This window comes from Nocardia sp. NPDC003726 (genome assembly GCF_053586955.1).
The window spans coordinates 128,073-144,483 of the sequence record NZ_JBSFNF010000012.1 but is presented as its reverse complement, the minus strand read 5'-3'; the positions used below and the strand labels follow the sequence as shown (position 1 = coordinate 144,483).

The 16,411-nt window shown below is 69.4% G+C and carries 15 protein-coding genes; 11 read left to right on the top strand and 4 right to left on the bottom strand.

The window, feature by feature from the left end:
- The first annotated feature begins 120 nt into the window (after positions 1 to 120).
- From ACWDMM_RS18355 to ACWDMM_RS18340, 4 genes are all read left to right on the top strand, one after another.
- Positions 121 to 1,539 carry a DUF1254 domain-containing protein gene (locus ACWDMM_RS18355; RefSeq protein WP_195077705.1) on the top strand — a complete coding sequence of 473 codons (1,419 nt, stop codon included), beginning with the start codon at positions 121 to 123 and terminating at the stop codon, positions 1,537 to 1,539.
- Between the two features lie 129 nt (positions 1,540 to 1,668).
- On the top strand, positions 1,669 to 3,069 hold the full coding sequence (locus tag ACWDMM_RS18350; protein WP_449938512.1) for a DUF1254 domain-containing protein: 1,401 nt from the start codon (positions 1,669 to 1,671) through the stop codon (positions 3,067 to 3,069).
- A 119-nt stretch (positions 3,070 to 3,188) separates the two neighbouring features.
- Complete coding sequence (locus tag ACWDMM_RS18345; protein ID WP_449938577.1) at positions 3,189 to 4,418, top strand: cytochrome P450; 1,230 nt, start codon at positions 3,189 to 3,191, stop codon at positions 4,416 to 4,418.
- Positions 4,419 to 4,426: 8 nt separating this feature from the next.
- On the top strand, positions 4,427 to 5,152 hold the full coding sequence (locus ACWDMM_RS18340) for a TetR/AcrR family transcriptional regulator (RefSeq protein ID WP_323123894.1): 726 nt from the start codon (positions 4,427 to 4,429) through the stop codon (positions 5,150 to 5,152).
- Between the two features lie 7 nt (positions 5,153 to 5,159).
- Here the strand turns inward: ACWDMM_RS18340 and ACWDMM_RS18335 are convergent, their stop codons facing one another.
- Entirely contained in the window at positions 5,160 to 7,145 is a 1,986-nt protein-coding gene (locus ACWDMM_RS18335) for a TerD family protein (protein ID WP_449938510.1), read from the bottom strand.
- Positions 7,146 to 7,228: 83 nt separating this feature from the next.
- Between ACWDMM_RS18335 and ACWDMM_RS18330 the strand changes: the two genes are divergently transcribed.
- Positions 7,229 to 7,726, top strand: coding sequence for a hypothetical protein (locus tag ACWDMM_RS18330; protein WP_195077708.1), 498 nt, complete (start codon positions 7,229 to 7,231; stop codon positions 7,724 to 7,726).
- 13 nt (positions 7,727 to 7,739) lie between these two features.
- Here ACWDMM_RS18330 and pabB read toward each other — a convergent pair whose 3' ends face one another.
- The gene (gene pabB, locus ACWDMM_RS18325) at positions 7,740 to 9,962 is read right to left on the bottom strand and encodes an aminodeoxychorismate synthase component I (protein ID WP_195077709.1); all 2,223 of its coding nucleotides are present in this window, start codon (positions 9,960 to 9,962) and stop codon (positions 7,740 to 7,742) included.
- 89 nt (positions 9,963 to 10,051) lie between these two features.
- On the opposite strand from pabB, the gene ACWDMM_RS18320 reads away from it, so the two are divergent.
- The 3 genes from ACWDMM_RS18320 (at position 10,052) to ACWDMM_RS18310 (ending at position 12,988) form a co-directional block, all read left to right on the top strand.
- Complete coding sequence (locus ACWDMM_RS18320) at positions 10,052 to 11,107, top strand: phosphotransferase (RefSeq protein ID WP_397070021.1); 1,056 nt, start codon at positions 10,052 to 10,054, stop codon at positions 11,105 to 11,107.
- Positions 11,108 to 11,181: 74 nt separating this feature from the next.
- Positions 11,182 to 11,712, top strand: a complete 531-nt coding sequence (locus ACWDMM_RS18315; protein ID WP_357108881.1) for a DinB family protein — start codon at positions 11,182 to 11,184, stop codon at positions 11,710 to 11,712.
- 145 nt (positions 11,713 to 11,857) lie between these two features.
- Positions 11,858 to 12,988 (top strand): NDMA-dependent alcohol dehydrogenase, encoded by a 1,131-nt coding sequence (locus ACWDMM_RS18310; RefSeq protein WP_067800980.1) that lies wholly within the window; start codon positions 11,858 to 11,860, stop codon positions 12,986 to 12,988.
- A 6-nt stretch (positions 12,989 to 12,994) separates the two neighbouring features.
- Here ACWDMM_RS18310 and ACWDMM_RS18305 read toward each other — a convergent pair whose 3' ends face one another.
- Positions 12,995 to 13,150: a hypothetical protein gene (locus tag ACWDMM_RS18305; RefSeq protein WP_195077712.1), complete on the bottom strand. Its 156-nt coding sequence runs from the start codon at positions 13,148 to 13,150 to the stop codon at positions 12,995 to 12,997.
- Between the two features lie 185 nt (positions 13,151 to 13,335).
- Positions 13,336 to 14,529: a serine hydrolase domain-containing protein gene (locus tag ACWDMM_RS18300; RefSeq protein WP_195077713.1), complete on the bottom strand. Its 1,194-nt coding sequence runs from the start codon at positions 14,527 to 14,529 to the stop codon at positions 13,336 to 13,338.
- 42 nt (positions 14,530 to 14,571) lie between these two features.
- On the opposite strand from ACWDMM_RS18300, the gene ACWDMM_RS18295 reads away from it, so the two are divergent.
- The 3 genes from ACWDMM_RS18295 (at position 14,572) to ACWDMM_RS18285 (ending at position 16,371) form a co-directional block, all read left to right on the top strand.
- The gene (locus ACWDMM_RS18295) at positions 14,572 to 15,405 is read left to right on the top strand and encodes a serine hydrolase domain-containing protein (protein WP_195077714.1); all 834 of its coding nucleotides are present in this window, start codon (positions 14,572 to 14,574) and stop codon (positions 15,403 to 15,405) included.
- 95 nt (positions 15,406 to 15,500) lie between these two features.
- Positions 15,501 to 16,034 carry a DUF3145 domain-containing protein gene (locus ACWDMM_RS18290; protein WP_039796858.1) on the top strand — a complete coding sequence of 178 codons (534 nt, stop codon included), beginning with the start codon at positions 15,501 to 15,503 and terminating at the stop codon, positions 16,032 to 16,034.
- 115 nt (positions 16,035 to 16,149) lie between these two features.
- Positions 16,150 to 16,371 (top strand): hypothetical protein, encoded by a 222-nt coding sequence (locus ACWDMM_RS18285; RefSeq protein WP_195077715.1) that lies wholly within the window; start codon positions 16,150 to 16,152, stop codon positions 16,369 to 16,371.
- Positions 16,372 to 16,411 lie beyond the last annotated feature (40 nt).

Genomic DNA, 16,411 nt, shown 5'->3' with positions numbered 1-16,411 from the left:
TTGGAGCACGGTCGTCCACTTGGTCCGCGAAAGCCCTTCCAACCGCGGTTTCCGCCGTGAGTGCGGTCGTACTCCGGTGCGGATCTCGCGCTGCCGATAGGATCGGAGGCGGAGCGGATCATGGACGAGAGCACCGAGGACAAGCTCACGGTGTCGCGGCGCAGGGCGCTGGGCATCGCGGCGTCGGCGGTGGCCGCGCTCGGATCGGCGGCATGCGGCGGATCCGGGCAGGATCGCGCAACCGATTCCGCCCCTGGTGACGCCGCAACGATCGCCAAAGACGCCTACGTATTCGGCTACCCTCTGGTGTTGCTGGACGTCACCCGGATGGCGGCGGAGACGGTCACGCCGATCAACCGTTTCCAGCACGCGTCTGCGTTGCCCACCCCCGCGCAGCGCGACGTGGTGCGGCTGGACCGGGACACGCTGCGTTCGACCGCGTGGCTGGATGTGGCGAGCGAGCCGATGGTGCTGAGCGTGCCCGCGATGGACAGCGGACGGTTCTGGGTGGCCCAAGTGCTCGACGCCTGGACGAACAACGCGCACAACCCGAACAACCGTCGGCCGCAAGCGAAATCGGACCGGCCGCCGTACACCTATGTGGTGACCGGTCCGGGCTGGTCGGGTGCGCTGCCGGATGATCTCACGCCGTTGCCGATGCCGACGCCGACGGTGTGGTTGATCGTCCGGATCCAGGTCGACGGCGAGAACGATCTGCCCGTGGTGCGCTCGATCCAGCAGGGACTGCGGCTGGTGCCGTTGAGCGCCTGGGTGGCGGGCGCCGAGCCGCCCGCGCCCGCCGAGAGCGGGCAGGTGAGTGCGCAGCCGCCGCCCGAATGGGTCGCCGGGATGGACCCGAGGATGTTCTTCGACCGGATGTGCGCGTTGCTGTCGACCGACCCGCCCGCGCCTGGTGACGAGCCTGCGATGCGGCGCTTCGAGAAGATCGGCATCCGGCCGGGCGGTACGGTCCACGGCATCTCGGAGACCGAACTCACCGCGGCGGTGAACACCGCCAAGCAGCAGATCCCGGTGTACCTGGGCGCCCGGACGGTCAACGAGAACGGCTGGCTCGTCGACCCCGACGTCGGCAGGTTCGGCACCAACTACCTCCTGCGCGCCGCCGTCGCCCAGATCGCGCTCGGCGCAGGCCTGGCCGAGACCGCCTTCTATCCGACGCTGTTCGCCTCGACGGAAGCCGACGCGGGCGCGGGGCGGTTCCGGCTGCACTTCGCACCCGGCCAGTTGCCGCCAGTCGACGACTTCTGGTCGCTGACCGCCTATGACGCCGAGAGCTACCTGGTGCCCAACCCGGCTGGGATTTACGCGGTCGGCCATCCGGATCCGGTGGTGGTGAATCCGGACGGGTCCGCCGACATCGCGTTGCAGTACACCGACCCCGGCTCCGCCGTAGCCGCCGGGAACTGGCTGCCCATTCCTGAATCCGGGCAATTCTCGCTGACCCTGCGCCTGTACGCGCCGAAGGCGGAGGTCATCCAGGGGCGCTGGCGTCCGCCGCCGCTGTCGCCGGCGCGCTGATTTCGTGCATGGATGCCCGCGCTCGGCCGGTGAGGGGGACGCTCAGTCGGCTACCTTTCCGCAAACGTGCGGATATACTCCGGGACGGAGCTGACGCGGCGACCGATCGCATCGGAGGCGGACAGGATCATGGACGACTGGACCCACCGCGTTCCGGCGCTGTCACGGCGCGCCGTGCTCGGCATGGCGTCGGCGGCCGCGCTCGGTGTGGCGGCGTGCGGTGGTTCGTCCGAGGACGATTCGGCCCACCCGACCGTGACCGGCGACGCCGCGACGATCGCCAAAGACGCCTACGTGTTCGGCTTTCCGCTGGTGCTGATGGATGTCGCCCGCAGGACGTCCGAAGCGGCCACGCCGGTCAACCAGTTCCAGCACGCCACCTCGTTGCCCACCTCGGCCGAACGTGCCGTGGCGCGGCCGGACCCCGACACGCTGCACTCCACCGCGTGGCTGGATGTGGCGAGCGAGCCGATGGTGCTCAGCGTGCCCGCGATGGACGGCGGCCGGTTCTGGCTGGCCCAGGTGATGGATGCCTGGACGAACAATGTGCACGATCCCAGCGCCGTCCGGCCCCAGGCGCGGTCGGCGACGCCGCCGTACACCTATGTGGTGACCGGTCCGGGCTGGTCGGGTGCGCTGCCGGATGGTCTCACGCCGTTGCCGATGCCGACGCCGACGGTGTGGTTGATCGTCCGGATCCAGGTCGACGGCGAGAACGATCTGCCCGTGGTGCGCTCGATCCAGCAGGGACTGCGGCTGGTGCCGTTGAGCGCCTGGGTGGCGGGCGCCGAGCCGCCCGTCGCGCCGCCCACGCGGGCGAGTGGGCAACGCCCGGTCGATCAGGTGCTGACGATGGATCCGCACGATTTCTTCGCGCGGATGTGCGGGTTGATGTCGACCGACCCGCCCGCGCCCGAGGACGAGCCCGCGATGCGGCGCTTCGAGAAGATCGGGATCCGGCCGGGCGGCTCGATCGAAGGCATCTCCGATGCCGATCTGACCGCCGCGGTGCGGACCGCTCAGCAGCAACTCCCGGTGACGCTGGGCCCGAATACGGTCAACGAGAACGGCTGGGTCTCCGACCTGGGTGCGGGCCGGTACGGCACCGACTATCTGCTGCGGGCGGTCACCGCGCTCGGCGCACCGGGCATGCCGTTGCCCCGGGACGCGCACTTCCTCTTCACGGCGGTGCCCGCGGGCGCGGGCCCGTTCCGGCTGCACTTCGCGGCGGGCGAGCTGCCGCCGGTGGACGCGTTCTGGGCGCTGGCCGTCTATGACGCCGAAGACTATCTGGTGCCCAACGAGGCCGAGATCTACTCGGTCGGCCACCACGTGCCCGTCGTGCTCAATCCGGACGGTTCCCTCGACCTCACGCTGCAACAGCACGATCCCGGCCCCGGCGTTCCGAAGGGCAACTGGCTGCCGGTGCCGGAATCGGATCCGTTCTCGGCGAGCCTGGCGTTGTTCGAGCCGAAGGCGGCCGTCCTGCAGCGGCGCTGGCAGCCGCCGCCGCTGATCGCGCTGCGCTGAGCGCAAAAGTAAACGGGTTTTACTAAACGCTGTTCACGAACGGCGGTTCTGTGGTTGCATCTGTCTTGACCGTGTTCGTCAGGTCTGCGCCCAGACCGCCGTAGGAGTTAGCCGTGACCGTGACCACGCCCTCGATCCCGACGGGCTTCGACTTCACCGACCCCGACCTGCTCGCCACCCGCCTGCCCATCGAGGAGTTCGCCGAACTGCGCCGCACCGCCCCGGTGTGGTGGTGCGCCCAATCCGATCGGGCCAGCGGGTTCGACGACGGCGGTTACTGGGTCGTCTCCAAGCTCGCGCACATCAAGGAGATCTCGAAGAACCCCGAGGTGTTCTCCTCGCACGAGAACACCGCGATCATCCGGTTCAACGAGGAGACCACCCGCGAGCAGATCGACATGCTCGGCGACATGCTGCTGCTCAACCAGGACCCGCCCAAGCACACCAAGACCCGCCGCATCATCTCCAAGGGCTTCACCCCGCGAGCGGTGGAGAGCCTGCGTGCCGCGCTGACCGAACGCGCCGCGCGCATCGTGCACGAAGCCAAGAAGTCCGGCAGCGGCGACTTCGTCGAACAGGTCGCCTGCGAGCTGCCGTTGCAGGCCATCGCCGAGCTGATCGGCATCCCGCAGGAGGACCGCAAGAAGATCTTCGACTGGTCCAACCAGATGATCTCCTACGACGATCCCGAGTTCGAGGGCGACCACCACGCCGCCACCGCCGAAGTGATGGGGTACGCCTGGAACATGGCCGAGCAGCGGCGCGCCTGCCCGGCCGAGGACATCGTCACCCAGCTGGTCAACGCCGACATCGACGGTGAGCATCTCGGCTCGGACGAGTTCGCGTTCTTCGTCATCCTGCTGTCGGTGGCGGGCAACGAGACCACGCGCAACTCGATCACCCACGGCATGAAGGCGTTCGTGGACCACCCCGAGCAGTGGGAGATCTACCGGCAGCAGCGTCCGCGCACCGCGCCCGACGAGATCGTCCGGTGGGCCACGCCGGTCACCGCCTTCCAGCGCACCGCGACGCAGGACACCGTGCTCGGGGGCCAGGAGATCAAGAAGGGCCAGCGGCTCGGGTTGTTCTACAGTTCGGCCAATTTCGACGAGGATGCGTTCGCGGATCCGTTCACCTTCGACGTGCTGCGCGACCCGAACCCGCACGTGGGCTTCGGCGGCACCGGCACGCATTACTGCGTCGGCGCGAACCTGGCCCGGTTGCAGATCGATCTGATGTTCAACGCCATCGCCGACGTGATGCCCAACCTGCGCCAGGTGTCCGAGCCGGTGCGGCTGCGGTCGGGCTGGCTGAACGGAATCAAGCGCTGGGAAGTCGAATACGCTTGAATCGATCGGTGCAACAGTCCAAACCCCGGGGCCGCTCGCCGGTGGTGACCGACACCGATATCCGGCGGGTGGCCAGCGCGCTGCTGGTGCAGCGCGGGCCCGACGCGGTCACCCTGCGCGCCATCGCACGGGAACTCGGTGTCACCGCGCCGGCGCTGTACCGGTACTACGGCTCGCTGGAAGACCTGCTGGAGCGGCTGCGGCTGGACTTCTGCGCCGACTTGGCCGAGGAACTGACCGCGGAGATCGCCACGCTGCCCGATGACGGCGCCGCGCAGTTCTTCGCCATCTGCCGTGGGTTCCGGCGCTGGGCGCTGACGCACACCAGGGAGTTCACCTTGGTGTTCGCCTCGCCCGGCGCGGGCAGGGCCCGCGCGCTGCGCCGCTTCGACGAGCCCTTCGGCCGGGTCTTCCTGGCCGCGGCGGGCAGGCTGCTGGCGAACTACGACATCGTCACGCCCCCCACCGACGTCATCCCGCCGGAGTTGCGCGAGGATCTGGTGCACTTCCAGACCGAACTGCTGGCTGCGCTGTCGGAGTCGGGCCAGAAGTTCCCCGCCGAGAAGCTGGACCTCGGGGTGACGTACTTGATGATCCAGATCTGGGCGCGGCTCTACGGCCATGTCACGCTCGAGGTGTTCGGCAACTATCCGATCCCGCTGGACAATCCGGAGATCCTGTTCGACGCGATGCTCGCCGATCTGGGCCGCACCGCGGGCCTGCTCGGCGAGTGACACCGGGCTAGATGCGGGCCCCTTTGGCCCGGTTGCAGGCGCGGCACAGGATCTGGAGGTTGGCGGCGCTGGTCGCGCCGCCGCGGCTGAGCGGGATGATGTGGTCGAACTCCAGGTAGTGTCCGTCGCCGCATTCGACGCAGCGGCCGCCGTCGCGCTGCCACACCTGCGCCTTCACCTCTTGCGGGATGCTGCGGGTGTCGCGCTGACCGGGCGTGAGGACGAGACGTTTGGCCACGCGCAGCGCGCCCTCCAGCGCGGCCGAGACATAATCCGGATCGTCGACGGCGAAGGTCGCGCCGCCGCGCGCCGACGTGGCCGCGATCACCACCGTCCCCTGTTCCGCGTGCACGGAAACCACTCGCGACCACAGCATCTCGATGCCGGTGTCGGCGCCGACGAACCGCAGCTTCTTGTTGCTTCCGATCAGCCTGCCCTCGGTCAGCTTCGGCCCGCGCGCGAGCTGCCGCACGTGCGTCGCGGGCAGGTCGAGGTGCACCGTCTCCTCGGGGTCCAGGTGCAGACCGGGTGTGCGGACGATCGGCAGATCGCCCGTGCGCAGCCGGTAGAGGGTGTTGCCGCGATGCATCCGCCTGCGCAGGTCTTCGATGAGCGGTCCGCCGAGGGCGAGTTCGGTGACCGCGTGCTCGAACAGCTCCAATTCCGCGTGCCTGACCTCACCGTCGGCGAAGGCGAAGGTGACCAGCCGCTCCACGTAACTGAGCGCCGCGTCGCGCAAGGCCGCGCGGCCCGCTCCGGCGTCGATGCGCTGGTAACGCAACGACGCCCACACTTCCGCCCACTCGGGGCCGCGCGGCCCGTGGCCGGTGAGCACCCGCCACGCCCGGGTATGCCAGTGCACGAGGAACTCCTCGATCTCCTGGGCACACCTCTGGCACGGCGCGAACCCGCCGAAGAACTTGCGTCGCAGCGCGTTTCCGCAGCGGGCGCAATGGCGATCGCCGGGCGGTGGCCGTAGACAGCGGTCCTCGGTCCATGCTGTGCCGTCCCACCAGCGCATGACCTGCGGGTTGTCCGGCTCGGGGTGCCAGTCCGCGAGCTCGGGCCGCGGGGGCGGGGGAGCGAGGGGCGCGGCGTCGCGGCTGTGCCGGTGGAGGTCGACCGCGCGGTGGGTGTGCCGCGGCAGGGGAGAGGTGTCCACGCGGTCGAGCACTTCGGTGTGCGACCGGGCAGGGGTGTCGATATCCGGGCGTACCTCGGTTGCTTCCAGCCGCCCGGCCGGGTCGTCGGCGCGGAGGCGCTCACGCGGGGCCGGTGCGTTCTCGGCGCTGTCGGTTCGCTCCGTATCTTCGGGAGATCGCCCGTTTCGCGGAGGTTGACCGGAGGGCAGCGATCCGTGCGCGAATCGTCGGGCCGGTTCGGTGGCTTCTGTCCTGTTCGACGAAAGCCGCTCCTGCGCAGAGGTATTCACAGCCGGGCGGCGCACCCGGAACGGGTTGGTGGGATGGGTGGTGCGGGCCGGCGCCTCGGGGTCGTTGACCTGGACGCCGAACTCGGTGACCAACCCGGCCAGTCCGCTGGACCAGCCCTGCCCGATCGCGCGGAAACGCCACTGCCTGTCGCGGCGGTAGAACTCGCCGAACATCAGCGCTTGCACCGCGCCGGCGTCATCGATCTCGAACGTCACCACCGCCCCGTCGACCGAGTGCACCGCGACGGTGAGCCCGTGGATGTCGCCGAAAGTGGCGTCCTCCACCGAGCCGGAGACCACGATGCGCTCGACGTCGGCTTCGGTGCGCGGCAGCGAGACGCTCAGCCGCGCGGTGCCCGGCGCGGGTTCCTGATCGAGGGTGACCGCCTGGGACACGTGCCGCGGCGCGTTGTAGAACACCAGGTCGCGGTCGGAGCGCACCGAACCGGAGGCGTCCAGCAGCAAGGCGTGCGCGTCCACCGCGTGCTCCGATCGCCATGAAACAACTACGGCTAGAAGGGATGTCGGTACCGCTGCGTTCGCGCCCTTGCTGAGTTTCATGGTGCTCGCACTATGCCACGACCCTCCGACACGCCGAACGCGCGAGGGCGGTCCTTCGGCGGGGCGTGCGGCACAGTGTTCCCATGACGAGCCCGAAGCGCCCGGGTCGTAAGCCGCAGACCCCCAAGCTCCCCGGCGGGCGTGTGCCCGGTCCCGCCGATGTCCTCGCCGCCGCGCAGGCTGCGGTCGAAGCGGCGCAGACGGCCGCGGGCCAGGCGCTGGAAGCCGCCCAGCTGACCGCGACGTCGGCGTTCGACACGGCGGTGCGGCTGCCGCCCGCGTCGGCGCAGCTGGCCGCGCAACTGCCCGGCCTGATCGAGAACCTGTCCACCGCGATCGAGCGGCTCAACTCCACCATCGACCGGCTCGACCGCACCTTGGCCCTGGCCGATCCGGCCTTCGCCGCTTATGACCGGCTGCTGCCCCGGCTGGAGGCGATGATCTCGCTCGGTGAGGACGTGCTCGGGCGGTTGGCGAAGCTGCCCGGCGTGGCCTTGCTCGGCAAGCTGACCGGCCTCAGCGCGCCGGAGCCACCCGCCGACGAGCCGCCCCGGCGGAAGCCGGCCAGGCGGCGCAAATAGTCGAATCCAGCGCTCAGCGGTGCGCGGGGTCGGCGGCCGCGCGCAACGTGGCGGCCGCCTTGAGCAGCACCTCGTGATACTCGTCTGCCGGGTCGGAGTCGAGCACGATGGCGCCGCCCGCGCCGATCCGCCAGCGTCCGCCGTAGCGGACGGCGGTGCGGATCACGATGTTCAGGTCGGCGGTGCCCCCGAGCCCGAGGAAGCCGATAGTGCCCGAATAGACCCCGCGCGCTTCGGTTTCCAGTTCGTCGATGATCTCCATGGTGCGCAGCTTCGGCGCGCCGGTCATCGATCCACCAGGAAAGCAGGCCCGCAGGCAGTCGACCGCGCCGACCTCGGGCCGCAGTTTGCCGCGCACCGTCGACACCAGTTGGTGCACGGTCGCGTACTGCTCGGTGACCATCAGTTTCGGGACGTACACACTGCCGATCTCGCAGACCCGGCCCAGATCGTTGCGCAGCAGATCCACGATCATGAGGTTTTCCGCCCTGGTCTTCGGGCTGTCGGCCAGCTCGCGGCGCAGGCGCTCGTCCTGCTCCTGCGTCGCGCCGCGCGGCGCGGTCCCCTTGATCGGCTTGCTCTCCACGATGCGGCGGCGGTCGATCTTGAGGAAGCGCTCCGGTGACGAGCAGGCGATGTCGAGATCGTCGAAACGCAGGTAGGCGGCATACGGGGCGGGGTTGCACCGGCGCAGCGTGCGGTAGAAGTCGAGGCCGTCGGCCGCGGCGGCGGGGATGGTGGCGCTGTCGGTCAGGTTGATCTCGTAGGACTCGCCTGCGTGCAGTCGCTGCAGGCAGACCGCGATGTCGGCCAGATAGCGCTCCCGGCCGCGGGTCAGCAGTGGCGCGACGGCGTCACCGTCCGGTGGCAGTTCGAGGGGCGGCGGGTTCGTCCAGGTCGGAAGGGTATCGAGGGTTTCGCGGGTGTCGCGCAGCCAGTCGGCGGCCGACCGGGCGGTCTCCCCGTCGTCGCTCAGCGCCAGCAGATGCGTGCGGCCGCCGACGTGGTCGACCACCACCATCCGGTCGGCGAAGATCCACTGCGCGTCCGGAGTCGGCGCGCGATGCGCCATGTTCCCGCCGCAGTCGGCTTTGACCTCGTAGCCGAGATAGCCGACGTAGCCGCCGGCGAAATCGAAGGGCAGATCCGGCAGTTCGAGCTTGCGCGCGCGCAGCTCGGCGGCCAGGAACTCGAGAATGCCGCCGGGTGCGGTGCGCCGATGCCCGTCCGACGACTCCACGGTCACCGCGCCGTCGCCGACGCGGTAGCGCAGCACCTCGGCCAGCGGACCGCTCGCGTCGCCCAGGAAGGAGAAGCGGTCGGCGCCTGGTTCGACGTGTTCGCTGTCGAGCCAGAACGCGGTCGGGGAGTTGGCGTACAGCTGCACGAACGCGCTCTCGGTATCGATCGGCCGTTCGAGGACGGCCCGTTGCAGCCGGAAGGTCCGCGGGGCCGGGGCATAGGCGCGAACCGCGCGCCCGGCGGGACGCTCGAGTTCGGCCGCCCCGGCGGGGAACTGCTCGGCGGCCAGCGGCACGGGCGAGTCCCCGGTGCGGGCGGCGGTGAGCGGGCGGCCCTGGGCAACCGGCTCCGCGCCGAACGCCTCTCCCGCGTCGATCGACGGGCTCGGCGCGGGCGAGGCGCGCCCGCTCCGGTGCGCTGTGGTGAGTCTCGCGAAGTTGCGCAGCAGGGCCGCGCCGAACTCGCTGGCGATCGATTCCGGGTGGAACTGCACACCCCATTGCGGTCGCGTGCGATGCCGCACGCCCATCACGACGCCGTCACCCGACAGCGCGGTGACCTCGAGGTCGTCGGGCAGCGGCCGCAGCGCGCACAGCGAGTGATACCGCACGGCGGTGAAACCCTGCGGAACCCCGGCGAACAGATCCCGGCCGTCGTGCTCGATGCGATCGAGGTAACCGTGCCGAGCGGAAGGCGCTTCGGCCACCACGCCGCCCGCGGCGACCACGATCCCTTGATGGCCCAGGCACACGCCGAGCAGCGGCAGGTCGCTGTCCCGGATCACCGCCGCGGAGATCCCTACGTCGCGGGCCACGTCCGGCCGCCCCGGCCCCGGCGAGACGACGACGTTGTCGTAGCGTCGGAGACCGAGTTCGGCGACCGTGCGCGCCTCGTCGTTGCGCACGACCGTGGGCTCGACGCCGTTCACCTCGCTGATCAGCTGGTACAGGTTGTAGGTGAACGAGTCGTAGTTGTCGATCAACAGCGTGCGCATGGTGCTGGAAACCCTACGCCGCGCCGGTCGGGGCAAACTGTTGTCGTCTGCCTTCAGTTCGGGTCGGCGGGTGGTGCACAATGTGGTGCATGTCTGTTGCGCAACCGGTCGATGTGGATCCCGCCGTCGTCGACTTCGCCGTCGTCGGAAAGTGGATGGATGAGCAGGGTCTGTCCGGGGGTGAGTTCGAGGACGTGACCGCGCTGGGCGGCGGGACGCAGAACATCATGCTCCGCTTCACCCGCGGCGGCCGGACCTACGTGCTGCGGCGCGGACCGAAACATCTGCGCGCCAAGAGCAACGACGTGATCCGGCGGGAAGCCAGGCTGCTCGGCGCGCTGGGCGACACCGAGGTCAGCGCGCCAAGGGTGATCGCGGCCTGCACCGACGAGTCGGTGCTCGGCGCGGTGTTCTACCTGATGGAGCCGATCCACGGCTTCAATCCGCAGAACGAACTGCCGGAACCGCATGCGAGCGATCCGGAGATCCGCAGGCAGATGGGCCTGTCGGCGGTCGAGGCCATCGCGCGTCTGGGCGCGCTGGACTACCAGGCGCTCGGGTTGGCCGATTACGGCAAGCCGGAAGGTTTCCTGGAACGCCAGGTGCCGCGCTGGCTGGGTGAACTCGAGTCCTACTCGGCCAACGAGGGCTACCCCGGCCCCGAGATCCCCGGCGTGGCCGCGGTGGGCGAGTGGCTGGACCGCAATCGCCCCGCCCAGTGGACCCCCGGCATCCTGCACGGCGACTGCCATCTGGCCAACATGATGTTCTCCTTCGACGGGCCGCAGGTGGCGGCGATGGTCGACTGGGAGATGTCGACCATCGGCGACCCACTGTTGGATCTGGGCTGGCAGATCGCCACCCGTCCGGAGCCGGGCACCACCGGTGCGGCGCTGGTCGGCAAGCTCGGCGCGGTCGGCGGGCTGCCGACGGCCGAGCAGATGATCGAGCACTACGCGCGGTTCTCCGATCGCGACCTGACCGCCATGCCCTGGTACACCGTGCTGGCCTGCTTCAAGCTCGGCATCGTCCTGGAGGGCACGCATGCCCGCGCGTTCGCGGGTAAGGCCCCCAAGCAGGTCGGCGACTTCCTGCACGCGATCACGCTGGAACTGTTCGAACGGGCGCAGCGGCTGATGGAGTGACGCTGTCGGGATGTGCCCGATAGTTGACCGGATATCGGTGGAAGGCGCGATACGGCCGCGCCTAGGTTGAGCGCATGCCGATCGTTCCCGATGTCAAGGACTGGACCTGGGTGCTCGAGCGCCCTTGCCCGGAATGCGGTTTCGACGCCGCCGCGACCACCTACGAAGCCGTGCCCGCCCTGATCCGGGAGACGGCTGTCCGCTTCGCCGCGGTGCTCGACCGCCCCGGCGTACGCGTGCGGCCGGATGAATCGACCTGGTCGGCTCTGGAATACGGCGCGCACGTGCGTGACGTGTGCCGTATGTCCGACACTCGCCTCGGCCTGATGCTGGCCGGTGACCCCGACGGCGAGCCGCCGCGCTTCCAGAACTGGGATCAGGACGCGGCCGCGGAAGCCGACCGCTACAACGAGCAGGACCCGGCCCGGGTGGCCGAGGAGTTCGCCGAGGCCGCCGAGCGGGCTGCGCGGTCTTTCGCCTCGGTGCCGCGCGAGCGGCGCGGTCTGCGGGGTGCGCGCAGTGACGGAGCGGAGTTCACCGTGGAGTCGTTCGCCCGGTACATCCTGCACGATCTGGTGCACCACGTGCACGACGTGCGCGGCTGAAACGCATCGCGGAACTGTAACGCGTTCGGCTAGAAGGTCACGCTCTACCGACGAATTTTTCGACCGACACTAGAACGCGTTACATTTTTCTCGTACTGTGGGTGCAGTCACATATAAGCACGTGCATGCGAGAGGGTCGACAGGAATGAAGACGAAGGGCGCGATCCTGTGGGGGATCGACCAGCCGTGGTCGGTGGAGGAGATCGAGGTCGGTGACCCGGTCGCCGGTGAGGTGCAGATCCGGATGGAAACCGCCGGTATGTGCCACTCCGACCACCACATCGTGACCGGAGCGACCCCGATGCCGTCCTTCCCCGTCATGGGCGGGCACGAAGGCGCGGGCGTGATCACCAAGCTCGGCCCGAACTGCCCGGCCGATTTGCAGGTCGGTGACCACGTGATCCTGTCGTTCATCCCCGCCTGCGGCCGCTGTCCGGCTTGCGTGGCAGGACATATGGCGCTGTGCGATCTGGGCGCCGGTCTGCTGATGGGACAGGCGATCAGCGATGGCACCTACCGCATCCAGGCCCGTGGCGAGAACGTCATCCCGATGTGCCTGCTGGGCACCTTCGCGCCGTACATGACGGTGCACCACACCTCCGTGGTGAAGATCGATCCGAGCATCCCCTTCGAGGTGGCCTGCCTGGTCGGCTGCGGCGTTCCCACCGGTTTCGGCTCCTCCACCCACGTCGCCCAGGTCGCTCCCGGCGAGACCGTGGTCATCGCGGGCATCGGCGGCGTCGGCATGAGCGCCTTGCAGGGCGCGGTGCTGTCCGGCGCGTCGAAGGTGGTGGCGATCGATCCGAATCCGTGGAAGCGCGAGCAGGCGCAGAAGTTCGGCGCCACGCACACCTACGAGAGCATGGCCGCCGCGATCATGCCGCTGATGGAGGCCACCGAGGGCCGGATGGCCGAGAAGGTCATCCTGACCATGGGTGAGATGCACGGCGAGTACATCGAAGAGGGCCTGATCCTCACCTCGAAGGCGGGCACCCTGGTGGTCACCTCGATGGGCCGGATGGACGAGAACGACGTCAAGCTGAACAGCTTCCTGCTGTCGATGCTGCAGAAGACGGTGAAGGGTTGCATCTTCGGTGGCGGCAACGCCCGCCAGGACGCGCCGCGCCTGCTGTCGCTGTACAAGTCCGGCCAGCTGAACCTGGACGACATGGTCACCCGCAGCTACTCCCTGGAGGAGATCAACCAGGGCTACCAGGACATGCTCGACGGCAAGAACATCCGCGGGATCATCAAGTACACCGAAGCCGACTGGTAGAGCGCCTCACCGCCGCTCGGCGAGCGCGATGACGACGCGTGCGATCAGCTCGTACGGCACCGGTTCGCCGAGCCGGAACCGCAGCGTTCCCTTGCCCGCCCGGTACGGCCCGAGCTCGCGGGCCAACGCGGGATCGCCGTCCGGGACCGGGTGGAGGCTCACATGCTGCTTCCACCCCGCGAAGTGCACGATATCGCGGCCGTGCGCCGGAAGGTGAGAATGCCGTAGCTCATCGCCTAGGTGGCTTCGTGCAGCGCGGTCGGTAACCGATCTGCCTTCGCAGGCATGGGTCTCGCGAGTGTAGGCAGCACCGGTGCGGGCGTCGTGGAAGGCTCGGCGCGGCGGGCTCAGATCCGGCAGCGCAGCAGCGCTTCGCGGAGGTTGCGGCTGCGGACGTCGTCGAGGACCGCCAGACCGAGCCGGTTCATCGTGTACCCGAAGCCGAGCCCCGTCGCGGGATCGGCGAACCCGAACGAGCCGCCGAGTCCCGTGGTGCCGTAGGCGCGTTTGTCCGAGCCGAAGCGAAAGCTCCCGCGCGACTTGCGGAAGCCGAGGTGGTAGCGGCTCTTGGTGTGCAGCACCAGGTCCTCGGCAGGCACATCGTCGGCGGTATCGGCCGCGGCGAGCCGGTCCAGCAGTGCGTCATCGATCGGCAGCGCGCCGGTGCGACCGGCAGCCGCGCCGTAGACCTTCGCCAGCGCGCGGGCGTTGCCGACGCCATTGGAGCCGGGCAGTTCCACTTCCAGGAACTCGCGCCGGGTCGCCCGCGCCGGCGCTCCGCAGCGCGGGTTGGTCAGCGCCGCGTAGGACAGACCGCGTTCGGCGTAGATCTCCGCGCCGATGCGCAGCGGGATATCGCGTTCGTAGCGCAGCACGTCCAGCCCCCGGGTGGCCGACATCGTGGCGATGCGGTCCATGCTCTGCTCCGCGGGCAGGCCGATGAAGAAATCGGCGCCCAGCGGTGCGGCGATGTCCTCGGCGAAGATCCGCCCCAGCGTGCGGCGGCCGTGGTCGACCCGGCGCAGCAGTTCGCCCTGGTACAGGCCGAGAGTGATGGCGTGATACCCGTGCCTGGTGCCGGGCCGCCAAGCCGGTTTCTGCGCCGCCAGAATGGTCGCGAGGCCATCGAGGTCGGCGATCTGGGGCAGACGCACGGTCTGGCTGAGGCCGGACAACCCGGCCTGATGGTCGATCAGCTGACGCACGGTGACCGTTTCCTTGCCGTTGGCGGCGAACTCCGGCCAGTACTTCGCCACCGGCTGCTCGTAGTCGAGCAGGCCTTCGGCCACCGCGGCGGCGACGGTGAACGCCGCCATGCCTTTGGTCGAGGAGAACACCGGCACGATCGTGTCCCGCTCCCACGGGAGCGTGCGCTCGCGATCGCGGAACCCGGCCCACAGATCCACCACGGGGCGCTCGCCCGCGTAGACCGCGACAGCAGCGCCGATTTCGCCGTGGCGCTCGAAATTGCGGCGGAAGGCGTCGGCGACCGGTTCGAAGCCGGGCGCGACGTCTCCGTGAACAGTGGGCGTTTCACTCATGGTGAATGGATGGTAGCTATCCGGTTCTCGTAGGCTCGCAGGGTGCGTTCACTCGAGCAGATCCGGGAATGGCCGGTCCGGCACGCGGCGGCCGCGGTGGTCACCGCCGACGGCGGTGTCGCGAGCGAAGGTGATGTGCAGCGGGTGTTCCCGCTCGCGTCGGTGACCAAGCCGCTGGTGGCCTACGCGGTGCTGGTCGCGGTGGAGGAGGGCGCGGTCGAACTCGACCAGCCCGCGGGCCCGCCCGGAGCCACGGTGCGTCATCTGCTGGCGCACACGTCCGGACTCGCGTTCGATACCACCGACGTCCAGGCCCCGCCAGGAACCCGGCGGATCTACTCCAGTTCGGGTTTCGAGGTGCTCGCCGACTTCGTCACCGCCCAGACCGGGATCGCGTTCGACGAGTACCTGCGCGACGCGGTGTTCCGGCCGCTGGGCATGACCGCTTCGGTGCTGACCGGTCCGGCCGGGCACGCCGCGCGGTCTTCCGCGGCGGATCTGGCCCGTTTCGCCGCCGAATTGCTCCGTCCCCAGCTGATCTCGGCGCAGACGCACGCCGAGGCCACCTCGGTGCAGTTCCCCGGCATGAACGGCGTGCTGCCCGGTTACGGTTCGCAGCGCCCGAACGACTGGGGACTGGGCTTCGAGATCCGCGACGGCAAGACGCCGCACTGGACCGGTGGCACGAATTCGCCACAAACCTATGGACATTTCGGCCAATCCGGGACATTTTTATGGGTTGACCCGAGCACGGGGTTGGCGTGTCTCGCGTTGAGCGACGAGAATTTCGGCGACTGGGCGCGCGCGGCCTGGCCACCGCTGAGCGATGCCGTCATCGCGGAGGCGACCGCCACGCGCAACACGGTCACGAAGTAACACGTGTAACTTCGGGCACTCCAGTACACTCAGGCAACGCCAGTTCGACGAATCGTTGGGGAAGACGTTCCTCGTCGAAGCTGGAGGTGTTGGTGGTGCGCGCATCGAGTCAGTTCGCGGACGCGACGGCGGGTGTGGTCTACATCCACTCGTCGCCTGCCGCGCTGTGCCCGCATGTCGAGTGGGCGCTCACCTCGGCCCTCGGCGCCCCCGCGAAACTGCGCTGGACCGCCCAACCGGCCGACGGCCAACTGCGCGCCACCAGTGAGTGGATCGGCCCCGTCGGCACCGCGTCGAAGATCGCCCAATCTTTGCGCTCCTGGCCGGTTCTGCGCTTCGAGGTCACCGAGGACCCCAGCGACGGCGTGGACGGCGAGCGCTACAGCTTCGTCCCCGGCCTCGGTCTGTGGCACGGCTCCACGAGCGCCAACGGCGACGTCATGATCGGCGAGATGCGCCTGCGCGCGATGCTCCAGGCCACCCGCGAACTCGGCAAGTACTCCGCCTACGACCTGGCCGCCGAAATCGACCGCGCCCTCGGCACGGCCTGGGACGAGGACCTCGAAATCTACCGGTACGGAACGGAATCCGGCGCGGAGGTCACCTGGCTGCGCCGGGACGTGGGGTAGGGCTCGCGGCTCCGGGAGCCACCGGAATTGGCGGCTGCCCGGGATCCGACGACGGACGTAGGGTGGTCACGCGGTCGGTGCCGAGAGCGAGGAGTCGACCATGAAACATGCCGGTATGCGGATCATCGCCGCAGCGACGATTGCCCTGACGGCCGCGACAGCCGTCCCAGCGACGGCCACCGCCGAGATCAGCGCCGAACCGGTAGCGGCAGCAGTGGAGATTCCCCCAGGCATCGTCGACGCGGTTCGAGGCGCGATCGCGAGCGTGTTGTTCTTCGGCATAGTCGGCCTGTGCGTGGCGCGCGTCCTCCCCGCCGACCAGTGCCATCTGTTCTGAGGGGCTGAAGTTGCGAGCCGTGCGAACCGACAGCGCCGGG

Excerpts from the sequence above, each read along its gene's own strand:
- ACWDMM_RS18300 (WP_195077713.1), bottom strand. The coding sequence starts at position 14,529 with ATGAGTGAAACGCCCACTGTTCACGGAGACGTCGCGCCCGGCTTCGAA.
- ACWDMM_RS18350 (WP_449938512.1), top strand. The coding sequence starts at position 1,669 with ATGGACGACTGGACCCACCGCGTTCCGGCGCTGTCACGGCGCGCCGTG.
- ACWDMM_RS18315 (WP_357108881.1), top strand. The coding sequence starts at position 11,182 with ATGCCGATCGTTCCCGATGTCAAGGACTGGACCTGGGTGCTCGAGCGC.
- ACWDMM_RS18320 (WP_397070021.1), top strand. The coding sequence starts at position 10,052 with ATGTCTGTTGCGCAACCGGTCGATGTGGATCCCGCCGTCGTCGACTTC.
- ACWDMM_RS18355 (WP_195077705.1), top strand. The coding sequence starts at position 121 with ATGGACGAGAGCACCGAGGACAAGCTCACGGTGTCGCGGCGCAGGGCG.
- pabB (WP_195077709.1), bottom strand. The coding sequence starts at position 9,962 with ATGCGCACGCTGTTGATCGACAACTACGACTCGTTCACCTACAACCTG.
- ACWDMM_RS18335 (WP_449938510.1), bottom strand. The coding sequence starts at position 7,145 with ATGAAACTCAGCAAGGGCGCGAACGCAGCGGTACCGACATCCCTTCTA.
- ACWDMM_RS18310 (WP_067800980.1), top strand. The coding sequence starts at position 11,858 with ATGAAGACGAAGGGCGCGATCCTGTGGGGGATCGACCAGCCGTGGTCG.
- ACWDMM_RS18330 (WP_195077708.1), top strand. The coding sequence starts at position 7,229 with ATGACGAGCCCGAAGCGCCCGGGTCGTAAGCCGCAGACCCCCAAGCTC.
- ACWDMM_RS18285 (WP_195077715.1), top strand. The coding sequence starts at position 16,150 with ATGCGGATCATCGCCGCAGCGACGATTGCCCTGACGGCCGCGACAGCC.